Below are 12,488 nucleotides of genomic sequence, written 5' to 3' on the forward strand. Positions count from 1 at the left end.
ACTGCCGCCCTCGTGGCGGCATTTGTCGTTCCGGCACCCGAACCGAGCGCCTTTTGCGTCACACTTGACCTTTCCTTGTTCGGCAAAGCGCACGTACGGGGACATCGCGTACGCAACGACCTTGACGTTCTTTTGGAAACTCGGAAGGCTGCGGGGTGGCATGCGCATCTCCGGGGCGCATGTGAACCGGGGGACGCGTCATCGCAGTTGCACCCCCGTCGATCACGGCCCCGGGCGCGGCCTCATCGACGATTCAGCTACTGGGGGTAGCACGTATGACGAAGAAGACGCGGGTCCGCGTCGCACGCATCGCCGCCGGCGCCGTGGTCGCCGCGGGTGCGTCGCTGATGGTGGCGGGTGTCGCTCAGGCCGACCCGATCGTGCCCGACCCGAGCTGCGGCATCGTCGGCACCGACCCGGCCTGCGAGGACGACGGCGGGGAGCCGGGCAACCCCGGCGGCGGTGACGGCGACGGCGAGCCGGGCAACCCCGGCGGCGGTGACGGCGGCGGCGAGCCGGGCAACCCCGGCGGCGGTGACGGCGGCGGCGAGCCGGGCAACCCCGGCGGCGGTGACGGGGAGCCGGGTGTTCCCGGCGGCGGTGACGGCGAGGAGCCGGGCAACCCCGGCGGCGGTGACGAGGACCCCGTCGAGGAGCCCACCGAGAAGCCGACCACCCCCGACGACAAGGGCGACGACGACGCCGGCACCACCCCGGCCGGGGGCAACGGCCCCTCCGCCCAGGAGCAGGGCTCCTCGGCCCTGACCGACACCGGCGACGCGCCCGCCACCTCCGCCCAGGGCAGCGGTGACGAGCTCGCCGAGACCGGTGCCGCCGAGACCACCTTCCTGGTGATCGGCGCCGCCACGATGATCGCCGGCGGCATCGGCTTCCGGGTGCTGCCGCGTCTGATGACCGGCCGCGGAGGCGCCGCCGCCTGACGGTGACGGCACCCGCACGCACCGTGCGCGGACGTGAAGGAGGGGCCCGGAGCGCAGCGCGCTCCGGGCCCCTCCTCGTGTTCTCGTGCGTCCCCGGCCGAGGGGACGGTGGCGGCTAGGCGGCCCGGTGGGCCAGCAGGGCCACCGCCGCCACCAGCACCGCCAGCAGCGCGATCAGCATCATGGGGTTGAGACCCGCGAAGAAGTTGTCCTGCTGCAGCCGCTCACGGTTCGCGCGGCACACCGGGCACCGGCCCTCGTTCACGGGCGCAGCGCAGTTCGCGCACACCAGCCGGTCGTACGTCATGCGCTCGCCTCCTCGCACCGGTCCCACTCGTACAACGTCCGCGGCGCCGCGAACGTTCCCTCTCCCACTGTGCCAGGTCCGACGGGGATCGGCGCGGCCCGCCCCCGGACCCGGGACCCCCGTGGTACCGGGTCCGCCCGCCGGTGCCGCCCCGGAGCACCGCTGGAGGAGACGGGCCGTCCCGGGGACCGCGCGGGGCGGCACATGCCTCACATACGGCGCAACTGCGGCGTAACCCCGGGCGGTGACTGCGGGCGGCCTTCCGCTTCGCGTAAGGTCACGCTCATCTACCCCCGGCGACCCGTGGTGCATCCGTGATCCGATTCGACAACGTCTCCAAGGTCTACCCCAAACAGAACCGTCCAGCCCTCCGGGACGTCTCCCTGGAGGTCGAGAAGGGCGAGTTCGTGTTCCTGGTGGGGTCCTCCGGCTCCGGAAAGTCCACCTTCCTGCGGCTGATCCTCCGCGAGGAGCGGGCCAGCCACGGCCAGGTGCACGTCCTGGGCAAGGACCTGGCCCGCGTCTCCAACTGGAAGGTGCCGCAGATCCGGCGCCAGCTGGGGACGGTGTTCCAGGACTTCCGCCTGCTGCCCAACAAGACGGTGGGCGAGAACGTGGCCTTCGCCCAGGAGGTCATCGGCAAGTCGCGCGGGGAGATCCGCAAGTCCGTGCCGCAGGTCCTCGACCTGGTCGGACTCGGCGGCAAGGAGGACCGGATGCCGGGCGAGCTGTCCGGCGGTGAGCAGCAGCGCGTGGCCATCGCCCGGGCCTTCGTCAACCGGCCCAAGCTGCTGATCTGCGACGAGCCCACCGGCAACCTCGACCCCCAGACGTCCGTCGGCATCATGAAGCTGCTCGACCGCATCAACCGGACGGGCACCACCGTGGTGATGGCGACGCACGACCAGAACATCGTGGACCAGATGCGCAAGCGCGTGATCGAGCTGGAGAAGGGCCGCCTCGTCCGCGACCAGGCCCGCGGTGTCTACGGGTACCAGCACTGATCACCCCCGTCGCGTCCCCACACAAGGCCTGAAGGACCCGCCATGCGCGCCCAGTTCGTTCTGTCGGAGATCGGCGTCGGTCTCCGCCGCAACCTGACCATGACCTTCGCGGTCGTCGTCTCCGTCGCCCTCTCGCTCGCCCTGTTCGGCGGCTCGCTCCTGATGAGCGACCAGGTCAGCACGATGAAGGGCTACTGGTACGACAAGGTCAACGTCTCGGTCTTCCTGTGCAACAAGAGCGACGCGGAGACCGACCCCAACTGCGCCAAGGGTGCGGTGACCGAGGACCAGAAGAAGCAGATCAAGACCGACCTGGAGAAGATGTCGGTCGTCGACTCGGTCGCCCACGAGACGCAGGACGAGGCCTACAAGCACTACAAGGAGCAGTTCGGCGACTCCCCGCTGGCCAGCTCGCTGACCCCGGACCAGATGCAGGAGTCCTACCGCATCAAGCTGACGGACCCGGAGAAGTACCAGGTCATCGCGACCGCCTTCGACGGCCGGGACGGCGTGCAGTCCGTGCAGGACCAGAAGGGCATCCTGGACAACCTCTTCGGGCTGCTGAACGGCATGAACTGGGCCGCCCGCATGGTGATGGCGCTGATGCTGGTCGTCGCCCTGATGCTGATCGTCAACACGGTGCGCGTCTCCGCGTTCAGCCGGCGGCGCGAGACCGGCATCATGCGCCTGGTCGGCGCCTCGGGCTTCTACATCCAGGCGCCGTTCATCATGGAGGCCGCCGTCGCCGGCCTCATCGGCGGCACGCTCGCCTGCGCCTTCCTGGTGGTCGGCCGGTACTTCATCATCGACAACGGGCTCGCCCTGTCGGAGAAGCTGAACCTGATCAACTTCATCGGCTGGGACGCCGTGTTGACGAAGTTGCCGCTCATCCTCGCCACGAGTCTCCTGATGCCGGCGGTGGCCGCGTTCTTCGCGCTGCGCAAGTACCTGAAGGTGTGACTCTTCCCAACGAGGGCGCGCGGCCAACGGGCCGTGCGCCCCTTGCCCTTGTCCTAGACTCACCGGCATGTCAGGTCGTGACCTGTTCTGTCGGCCCCGACGCCCGCGTCGCGGAGCCGCCCTGACCTTGGTGTTCGTGAGCGTGCTGGTCGCCGGTGCCGCCACCGGCAGCCTGCCCGGCGCCGACCCGGAGGCCGCGGCGGACGGCGCCCGCCCGGCGCTCCCCGCCGGGCACCACACCGAGGTGAGCGAGGCGGCCGCGGAGGCGGTGGCCGACGGCACCTCTCCCGTGGAGGCCGCGCGACGGGCCGTCAGCCGCAGCGGGGACCGCTGGGCCGCCGTCTACTCGCCGGGCGAGTACGAGGAGTTCGAGGAGTCCCTGGACGGGCAGTACACCGGCGTCGGCCTGTGGGCCCGCGCCCGGGACGGCCGCATCGAGGTGACCCGGGTGGGCGGCGGCACCCCCGCCGACCGCGCCGGCATCCGGGCGGGCGACCGGCTGCACAGCGTCGACGGTGCCCCGGTCGACGGACGGCCCGTCACCGAGGTCGTCTCCTTACTGCGCGGCGACGGCACGGACGCCGAGGCCGGCACGACCGTCCGCCTCGGCCTGGAACGGGACGGGCGGACCTGGAGCGAGACCGTGCGCCGGGTGCGGCTGTCACGGGACTCCGTCTCCACGCGGGACTTGGCGGCGGAGGTCACCCTCGTCACGGTCGGCGCCTTCACCAAGGGCTCCGGGGAGCAGGTGCGCACCGCCGTCCGGGAGGCCCCGGCCGGCGCCGGGATCGTCCTGGACCTGCGCGGCAACTCCGGCGGGCTGGTCGCCGAGGCCGTCACCGCCGCCTCCGCCTTCCTCGACGGCGGCCTGGTCGCCACCTACGACGTCGACGGCGAGGAGCGCGCCCTGCACGCCGAGCCCGGGGGCGACACCGGCAGACCGCTGGTCGCCCTCGTCGACGGCGGGACGATGAGCGCGGCCGAACTGCTCACCGGTGCCCTGCAGGACCGCGGCCGGGCGGTCGTGGTGGGCTCCCGCACCTTCGGCAAGGGCTCCGTCCAGATGCCGAGCCGGCTGCCGGGCGGCTCGGTCGCCGAGCTGACCGTCGGCCACTACCGCACCCCCTCCGGCCGCGGCGTGGACGGCCGCGGCATCACCCCCGACGTCGAGGCCGGGACCGCGGCGCTGGACCGGGCCACGACGGTTCTGAGGGGGCTCGGCCGGCAGGACCCGCCCCGCCCGTAAACGGCTTCCCCCCGACCCCCCGCTCAGTGCGAAGATGGCTGCACTATGGCTAAGGAAAAAGGGCGCAAGCTGATCGCACAGAACAAGAAGGCGCGGCACGACTACCACATCATCGACACCTACGAGGCCGGCCTGGTCCTCACCGGTACCGAGGTGAAGTCGCTGCGTCAGGGCAGGGCGTCGCTGGCGGACGGCTTCGTCCAGCTGAGCGACCACGAGGCGTGGCTGCACAACGTGCACGTACCGGAGTACAGCCAGGGCACCTGGACCAACCACAGCGCGCGGCGCAAGCGGAAGCTGCTGCTGCACCGTGAGGAGATCGACAAGCTGGAGTCCAAATCCCAGGAGACGGGGCACACCATCGTGCCGCTGGCCCTGTACTTCAAGGACGGCCGCGCGAAGATCGAGATCGCGCTGGCGAAGGGCAAGAAGGAGTACGACAAGCGGCAGACGCTGCGGGAGAAGCAGGACCGCCGCGAGGCCGAGCGGGCGATCTCGGCGGTCCGCCGCAAGCAGCGCGCGTAGCCGGTGCCCGGCGCGGGCCCTGGGCCCCGGCGCCGTGCCCGTCCGCCCGGCGCTCCGGTGGGCCCCGGCCTGCGGGGGAATACGCTGGCACGTACCCGCGTTGGTCACGTACGATGGCACCAGCGCCCCGCAGAGGGCGCGAGGCCCCTCCTCGGAGGGTTTGAAAAAACAACATGGGGATGATCGGTTTCGACAGCGGCTGTCGAAGCAGGGGAAGCGTGTCGAGGAAGCGGCCATGATCTCGTAAACCACAGGCCGAAAAAAATAATCGCCAATTCCAAGCGATCCATCTCCCAGGGCGAGCTCGCCCTCGCTGCCTGATCCAGGTAGCGAGTAGCGGCTCCCCTATCTAAGGGAGTGTCAGCCCGGGGGTGTTCCCGACCCGGATCCTGGCATCATTGAGGGAACTAAACCTTGATCCCGGTCACGGGGTGAAAAGGGAAAACACACAGTGACTGGGCCCGTCGGAGACTTGTCGGCGTGATCTCCGGGGCCGAGAAAAGCACAGCCGACTGCACACGGAGAAGCCCTGGTTCCGCACCGTTGGACGCGGGTTCGATTCCCGCCATCTCCACTTGCCCCATGTGGGCGAAGGCCCCGTCGCGTCAGCGGCGGGGCCTTCGTCGTTCCTCCGGGACGTCCACCGGAGGGCGCACGCGGCCGGCCCCTGGCCGGCCCGCAGCCGACAGGCGGCGGCGTGCGGCGCGGTGCGACCGGCACGGCGGTGTTCGTCCTGCGGTCGATCATGGCCGGATCCCAGCGGGCGGGGCCGGATCCGGCCGGGGCCGGCCGCTCCGGGCGGGCCGGTCCCCGCCGCCACCGGAGCCGCACGTCACCCCCGTGTCGCTCCTCGTCCCGCCGTACGGGCCCCTTCCGGGCATGTCCGGCATCGGGCGAGACATGGACCGAAAGAATCCGGCCACCCGTTCTGTCCTGGTGTCGTCCCCGGTCTGTCTCACGACCGCTACGAATCGCCACGTGGCAAACACAGGACCTTCGCGTGCGCTACATTCAACGCCCGAGCACAGTGTGATAAACGGGGCGCTCGGAGCGGGTGGGGGCCCGGTCCGCCGACGCGTGCTCGGGTCGAACGCGCACCCGGATCTGTCCCTGGGGGGAAGTGCGTGCGCGTGAAAGCTTGGCGAGAAGACGCCCAACCGGAGCGTTCCGACCGTGCGTCGGCGTCCGACACAGTGCGGAGGGCCGGCCGTGACGCCCCCTCCGCCACCTCCGGTACCTCCGAGAGGCCCGGCGCCTCGGAAGCCGGCCCCCGAGCCGGCACCGGCTCCGCGGCCGCCGACTCCCACACCGAGGACCGCACTCCGGACGACTCCGGTTCCGAGGACTCCGGTGCGGACGGCCACGTTCCCGGACTCTCCGAAGGCTCCGGCGGCTCCGACGTGTCGGACGTGCCCGGCGCTCCCGCCGTTCCCAGGGGCCCCGCGGACCACCGGACCACGGCCCTGCGCGTCCCCGCCCCGCGCCCCGCTCGGCCGGCGACGTCACTGCTGAAGACCCCGGCGACATCGCTGGGGAAGACGCCGGCGACGATGCTGCCGAAGACCCCGGCGGCCGGCCGTCTCCCCGGCGAGGCCGCCTCCGTCCCGCCGCCCGGCGGTGCCCCCGAGGGGACCGCCACCGTCGCGCCGCCCGGCTCCGGCCGCCCGGTGCGCGACCCGTGGCAGGAGGACGACGCGGCGGACGCCGAGCCGGGGGAGCACACCCACGACCCGCACGAGGTGACCGTCCAGCTCGACTCCGTGCAGTTCACGGACGGCGTGCTGCGCCGGACCCCCGGCGGCCGGGGCGGCGTGGCGGAGCCCTCGGACGGGCCCGTCTTCGTCGACGAGTCCGGCCGGCGTGGGCGCCGCTACCGCAGGATCGGCCTGACCGTCGGACTCGCCTGCGCCGGGTACGCCGTCGTCATCGTCGCCACCCTGCTGTCCGGCAACTCCGACGCCCCCTGGCTGCCCGTCCCGGGCCAGCAGCAGGACACGCCCGCCGGGAAGGTCGAGACCTCGCCGGACGCGGCGGAGTCCGACGGTGTCCCCGGCTCCGGCGCCAGCCTCGGCCCGGGCGGCCTGCCCGACGCGGGCGACCTCACCCTGCCGACGCCGGGCGCCAGCCTCCCCGCACCCGGGGCGACCGCCCGCCAGGACGCCGGCGGCGCACGCACCACGGCACCGGTCCCCGGCTCCTCCGGCCGCGCGACGAAGCCGGCCCCCGACGGCGCCGCCGACCCCACCCCGTCGGCCCCGCCCGCGACCACGGTCGCCCCTCCGCCCGCCAGCACCCCGGCGGAGGAGCCCCCGCCCGTGACGACCGACCCGGCAGGCGGTGGCGGGGACGACGGCGCGGACACCGACGACGTCGCCGACGCCCCCGCCGGCCCGCCCGTCGTGGCCGCGGAGAGCCCCGACGCCCCGCAGGCCCCGTCCGACCCGTCCGCCGCACCGTCCCCGGAGCACGTCCTCTGATGGCCATCCGCACCCGCCGCCCGGGAACCGCAGCCGCGGCCCGAGGCGGATCCCGGCGACGCCGCCTGCCCCTGCGCCTGCTGCTGCCGCTGCTGTTCCTCGTCGCCCTGATGGCGATGCTGCTGCTGCGCGGCTTCGTGCACAGCGAGATCCTCGCCGACCACCGCGTCCAGCCCCCGGTCGCCTCCGACCGGGTGCCGGACAAGGTCCTCGGCGGCGGCCCGGTCATCGACACCCGGGGCGGCCGCGCGGAGACCCTCCAGGTGCCCGACCGTCATCTCGTGCTCACCTTCGACGACGGTCCCGACCCGGTGTGGACGCCGCGGGTCCTCGACGTGCTCGAGCGGCACGACGCGCACGCCGTCTTCTTCGTCACCGGCACCATGGCCTCCCGCTACCCGGACCTCGTCGAGCGCATGGTCGACGAGGGCCACGAGGTGGGACTGCACACCTTCAACCACCCCGACCTCGCCCTCCAGTCGGACCGCCGCATCGACTTCGAGCTGTCCCAGACCCAGCTCGCCATCACGGGCGCGGCCGGCATCCGCACCTCCCTGTTCCGGCCGCCCTACTCCTCGCAGGCCGGCGCCATGGACAACAAGTCCTGGCCGGTGACGCAGTACATCGGGGAACGCGGCTACATCACCGTGGTCAACACCCACGACAGCGAGGACTGGCGCAAGCCCGGCGTCGAGGAGATCATCCGGCGTTCCACCCCCGAGGACGGCAAGGGCGGCATCGTCCTGATGCACGACTCCGGCGGCGACCGCGGGCAGACGGTGCGGGCGCTCGACCGGATGCTCCCCGACCTCAAGGACCGGGGCTACTCCTTCGACAACCTCACCGAGGCCCTGGACGCGCCCAGCGCGCACAGCCCGGTGACCGGCCCGGACCTGTGGAAGGGCAAGGCCTGGGTGTTCCTCGTCCAGGCCAGCGACTCGATCACCGGCGTGCTGGTGGTCGGCCTGGCCGTCGTCGGCTTCCTGGTCATCGCCCGGTTCCTGCTGATGCTGCTGCTGTCCGCCCTGCACGCCCGCAAGGTGCGCCGCAGGGGCTTCGCCTGGGGGCCGCCGGTCACCGAGCCGGTGTCGGTGCTGGTCCCGGCGTACAACGAGGCCAAGTGCATCGAGAACACGGTGCGTTCACTGATGGCGAGCGACCACCCCATCGAGGTGATCGTCATCGACGACGGCTCCAGCGACGGCACCGCGCGCATCGTGGAGAACCTCGGCCTGCCGAACGTCCGGGTGGTGCGCCAGCTCAACGCGGGCAAGCCCGCGGCGCTCAACCGCGGGGTGGCCAACGCCCGCCACGACATCATCGTGATGATGGACGGCGACACCGTCTTCGAACCGACCACCGTGCGCGAACTCGTGCAGCCCTTCGGCGACCCGCGCGTCGGCGCGGTCGCCGGCAACGCCAAGGTCGGCAACAAGGACAAGCTGATCGGCGCCTGGCAGCACATCGAGTACGTGATGGGCTTCAACCTCGACCGCCGGATGTACGACGTCCTGCGGTGCATGCCCACCATCCCCGGTGCCGTCGGCGCGTTCCGCCGCTCGGCGCTGGAGCGGGTCGGCGGCATGAGCGACGACACGCTCGCCGAGGACACCGACATCACGATGGCCATCCACCGCGACGGCTGGAAGGTGGTCTACGCCGAGAACGCCCGCGCCTGGACCGAGGCCCCGGAGTCGGTGCAGCAGCTGTGGTCCCAGCGCTACCGCTGGTCCTACGGCACCATGCAGGCCATCTGGAAGCACCGCAGGGCCCTGGTCGAACGGGGACCCTCGGGCCGCTTCGGCCGGGTCGGCCTGCCGCTGGTGTCGCTGTTCATGGTGCTGGCACCGCTGCTGGCCCCGCTGATCGACGTGTTCCTCATCTACGGCCTGGTCTTCGGCCCCACCGGCAAGACCGTCCTGGCCTGGTTCGGCGTCCTCGCCATCCAGGCGGCCTGCGCGGCCTACGCGTTCGTCCTCGACAAGGAGAAGCTCACCCCGCTGCTCTCCCTGCCGCTCCAGCAGATCCTCTACCGGCAGCTGATGTACGTCGTGCTGCTGCAGTCCTGGATCACCGCGCTCACCGGCGGCCGGCTGCGCTGGCAGAAGCTGCGCCGCAAGGGCGGTGTGTCCGCACCGCCGGGGGCCGCCGAGATCCCCTCCCAGCAGGTACGGGACGGCCGCCCGGTGGCCTGAGCGCCGTCCCCTCCCGCCCCCGGCCGGCGCCCGCCGGCCGGGGCACGACCAGGAAGTCCCGCACCGCATGACGACCACCGGCCTGCCGTCCCCCCGGGACGGCGCCACCGGCCCGGACGAACCGCCCGGGCCCCCGACCGTCGAACCGGCGGACCCGACCGGTCCGGCTGACCCGGCTCGACCGGCCGCACCGCCTCCCGCGCGCGACCGCTACTTCGACCTGCTGCGCGCGGTCGCCCTGTTCCGCGTCGTCCTCTACCACCTGACGGGCTGGGCCTGGCTGCCCGTCCTCTTCCCGTCCATGGGCGTGATGTTCGCCCTGGCCGGCCACCTCATGGCCCGCTCGCTGAAGCGGCCCGCCGTCCAGGTCGTCCGCGGGCGCCTGCGCCGTCTGCTGCCCCCGCTGTGGCTGCTCGGCGCGATCGGCGTGACCGGCATGCTGGCCCAGGGCTGGAGCCCGGACGACGACGGCCACCCCGGCTGGTGGTTCCTCCACCTCGGCTTCTGGATCCTGCCGCTCAGCGACCCGCCGTACGCCGAGGGCCTGCCCGGCGTCCACGGCGTCCTCGGCGAGGACTGGGCCGCGGAACTCGCCGGCCCGCTCTGGTACCTCCGCGCCTACCTGTGGTTCGTGCTGCTCTCCCCGTACCTGCTGAAGCTGCTGCGCGCGCTGCCCTGGGCGGCGATCCTCGCCCCGCTCGCACTGTCCGGCGTGCTCCACCTCGGCTGGATCTCCCTGCCGGGCGAGCGCGTCGACTCGGCGCTCACCGACTTCAGCACCTTCGGCGCCTGCTGGATCCTCGGCATGGCCCACCAGCAGGGCGTCCTCAGGCGCCTGCCGCAGTACGTGGTGCCGTCGCTGGCCCCGCTCATCGCCTGCGCGGGCCTGTGGTACGCCTTCCGCGACGGCTTCGGCACCGGCCACGACCTGGACTCCATCCCCCCGGCGCAGGCCCTGTGGTCCTTCGGCACCGTCCTGCTGCTCCTCCACCTGAGCCCCTCGTGGAGCGAGTGGCCGCGCCGGCTGCGCCGCTGGGACCGGCCGGTCACCCTGCTCAACTCCCGCGCGGTGACCGTCTACCTCTGGCACAACGTGTGCATCCTGACCGCCGCCACCCTCTACGACCGGCTGTGGGGCTTCGAGACGCTGGAACGCCATGTGCCCTGGCTGCTGGAGAGCATCTGGCCGGTGCTGCTCCTGACCTGGATCCTGATCGCCGGCTGCGTGGTGGCCTTCGGCTGGGCCGAGGACCTCGCCGCCAAGCGCCGGCCCCGCCTGTGGCCGGACGGACGCCGAGGGGGCCGCCGCCACGGAGGGCGCACCGGGGGTGAGAACGGAGGCGCCGCACGTCATGCCCTGCGCTGACGGCCGCAGCGGGCAACTCCGTGGCCTCACCGTTCACTTGGAGAGGTGAGCGAGGAAGGCGGCCCACGCGGCGGGGGAGAGGGCGAGGCGGGGGCCGGGCGCGGTCTTCGAGTCGCGTACGAGGACGGTGGCGGGAGCGGTGGCCACTTCGACGCAGTTGGAAGCATCCGGGCTGTAGGAGGACTTGCGCCAAGCGTGATCGGACATAGTGCCTCTCTCAGGTCTCCTGGGCGATGCGGTGGATCAGGTCGCGGGATGCGGCGGGCTTGAGGGCGTTCGACTCCATGCGGTCGAGTACGGAACGGTACTTCGTCAACTGGGCTTCTGCGTCGAGGAATTCGCACCCGTGGTGGGTGTCCAGCTGCACGGTGTCGAGCTGCGGGACGGGCCCCGACAGATAGTCGATCGACTGTCCCGTTCCCGGGCGAGGACCCTGGCCAGGGCGGCGGGCTCCGGGCCCTGGCCAAGCTGTTCAACTACCTGGTGCCGATCGGCGCCCCGCCCTACCCGCTCGAGGCCGGGGACCTTGGCCCGCTGGGCGCCCCGAGCGGGACCTACGACGGCACCGCCACCGGAAACACCCGTCACCGCCCCGGCGCCGACGGGACCCGGCAGGAACGCCTGGGCGGGCTGATCGTCGGCAAGGGACCGCAAGGTTCAGGGCCTCCTGGGCTCTCACGCTCTCGACTACGAGATCGTCAAAAGGGAGACACTTTGACTGTCGAATACAGGGCGTGGACCGACATCAACAACGCATCATTCGTCCCGGGTCATCAGGCGTGGCAAGAGGGGTTCAATGAGGCACCGCAGTACATGGGCGGTTACTTCGCCGGGTTCCGCGTCGACGTCAGACGGCAGGAAACGATCCACCAGTAGGCGGGCATGAAGGTACTTCGTGGGTGCACCACCGTCGTGGCCGTCCTCGGGCTCTGCGTGATCGGTCTGTTCGCACTGGTGCGGTGCGGGGCTGACGAGGGAGGCGAGCTCAGTTCCCGGCAGGTCGTCGGCGTATGGACGGGCGGCGGTGGCGGAAGGGTGGAGTTCCGGGCCGACGGGCGGTTCGAGATGTCGGGCATTCCCCGTAGTGCCGTCGTCTTCGCCTTCGCCGACCCCCCGCCGGGTGAGGGCAAGCTCTCCGGCGGGGGCGAGTGGGAGCTCGCCGACGGCGACAAGAGCGGCACCGTCGAGCTCGGGTTCCGCGCGGGAGGCTCGTTCCCGGACGACAGCCAGTCCGCGCTGCTCGAAGTCAAGGAAACGGGTGACCGGCCGGTGCTGTACTTCGCCGTCGACCCCGACAAGGAGTACGGCTACGAGGTGCGGCGCGTCCGGTCCGACGAGTAGGTCGCCGTCCGGACGACGGACGACCGGAGCACTGCCGCGGCCCGGCCCACTCACCAGGGGAGCCGGGCCGCGGGCATGACGGCGGCCTCTCACCCCGGCGCATCGGGGGGTGAGGGCAACGTTCCC

11 protein-coding genes, 1 other RNA gene and 1 pseudogene are annotated in these 12,488 nt (G+C 72.2%); 10 read left to right on the forward strand and 3 right to left on the reverse strand.

The window, feature by feature from the left end; all coding sequences use genetic code 11:
- Positions 1-275: 275 nt before the first annotated feature.
- Complete coding sequence (locus tag ACSU53_RS19155) at positions 276-941, forward strand: LPXTG cell wall anchor domain-containing protein (RefSeq protein WP_437029353.1); 666 nt, start codon at positions 276-278, stop codon at positions 939-941.
- A gap of 115 nt (positions 942-1,056) precedes the next feature.
- On the opposite strand, the gene ACSU53_RS19160 is transcribed toward ACSU53_RS19155, so the two are convergent.
- The gene (locus tag ACSU53_RS19160; RefSeq protein WP_437029355.1) at positions 1,057-1,248 is read right to left on the reverse strand and encodes a hypothetical protein; all 192 of its coding nucleotides are present in this window, start codon (positions 1,246-1,248) and stop codon (positions 1,057-1,059) included.
- Positions 1,249-1,562: 314 nt separating this feature from the next.
- On the opposite strand from ACSU53_RS19160, the gene ftsE reads away from it, so the two are divergent.
- From ftsE to ACSU53_RS19200, 8 genes are all read left to right on the forward strand, one after another.
- Entirely contained in the window at positions 1,563-2,252 is a 690-nt protein-coding gene (gene ftsE, locus ACSU53_RS19165) for a cell division ATP-binding protein FtsE (RefSeq protein WP_164333262.1), read from the forward strand.
- Positions 2,253-2,294: 42 nt separating this feature from the next.
- On the forward strand, positions 2,295-3,212 hold the full coding sequence (ftsX, locus tag ACSU53_RS19170) for a permease-like cell division protein FtsX (RefSeq protein ID WP_437029357.1): 918 nt from the start codon (positions 2,295-2,297) through the stop codon (positions 3,210-3,212).
- Between the two features lie 67 nt (positions 3,213-3,279).
- On the forward strand, positions 3,280-4,458 hold the full coding sequence (locus tag ACSU53_RS19175; RefSeq protein ID WP_437029359.1) for a S41 family peptidase: 1,179 nt from the start codon (positions 3,280-3,282) through the stop codon (positions 4,456-4,458).
- 45 nt (positions 4,459-4,503) lie between these two features.
- Entirely contained in the window at positions 4,504-4,983 is a 480-nt protein-coding gene (smpB, locus tag ACSU53_RS19180) for an SsrA-binding protein SmpB (RefSeq protein WP_437029361.1), read from the forward strand.
- Between the two features lie 175 nt (positions 4,984-5,158).
- Positions 5,159-5,560: a transfer-messenger RNA gene (gene ssrA / locus ACSU53_RS19185) on the forward strand.
- Positions 5,561-6,533: 973 nt separating this feature from the next.
- The gene (locus tag ACSU53_RS19190; RefSeq protein ID WP_437029363.1) at positions 6,534-7,460 is read left to right on the forward strand and encodes a hypothetical protein; all 927 of its coding nucleotides are present in this window, start codon (positions 6,534-6,536) and stop codon (positions 7,458-7,460) included.
- Positions 7,460-9,655: a glycosyltransferase gene (locus ACSU53_RS19195; protein ID WP_437029365.1), complete on the forward strand. Its 2,196-nt coding sequence runs from the start codon at positions 7,460-7,462 to the stop codon at positions 9,653-9,655. Before ACSU53_RS19190 ends, ACSU53_RS19195 begins: the two co-directional genes overlap by 1 nt.
- A gap of 67 nt (positions 9,656-9,722) precedes the next feature.
- Entirely contained in the window at positions 9,723-11,021 is a 1,299-nt protein-coding gene (locus tag ACSU53_RS19200) for an acyltransferase family protein (RefSeq protein WP_437029367.1), read from the forward strand.
- 33 nt (positions 11,022-11,054) lie between these two features.
- Here ACSU53_RS19200 and ACSU53_RS19205 read toward each other — a convergent pair whose 3' ends face one another.
- Together ACSU53_RS19205 and ACSU53_RS19210 are read right to left on the reverse strand one after the other, a co-directional pair.
- The gene (locus ACSU53_RS19205; protein WP_437029369.1) at positions 11,055-11,228 is read right to left on the reverse strand and encodes a DUF397 domain-containing protein; all 174 of its coding nucleotides are present in this window, start codon (positions 11,226-11,228) and stop codon (positions 11,055-11,057) included.
- A 10-nt stretch (positions 11,229-11,238) separates the two neighbouring features.
- Positions 11,239-11,460: pseudogene (locus tag ACSU53_RS19210) on the reverse strand (Scr1 family TA system antitoxin-like transcriptional regulator); the annotation flags it as partial.
- 443 nt (positions 11,461-11,903) lie between these two features.
- Here ACSU53_RS19210 and ACSU53_RS19215 point away from each other — a divergent pair.
- On the forward strand, positions 11,904-12,362 hold the full coding sequence (locus ACSU53_RS19215; protein WP_437029371.1) for a hypothetical protein: 459 nt from the start codon (positions 11,904-11,906) through the stop codon (positions 12,360-12,362).
- Positions 12,363-12,488 lie beyond the last annotated feature (126 nt).

The organism is Streptomyces sp. enrichment culture (assembly GCF_964273255.1).
Taxonomy (GTDB): domain Bacteria; phylum Actinomycetota; class Actinomycetes; order Streptomycetales; family Streptomycetaceae; genus Streptomyces.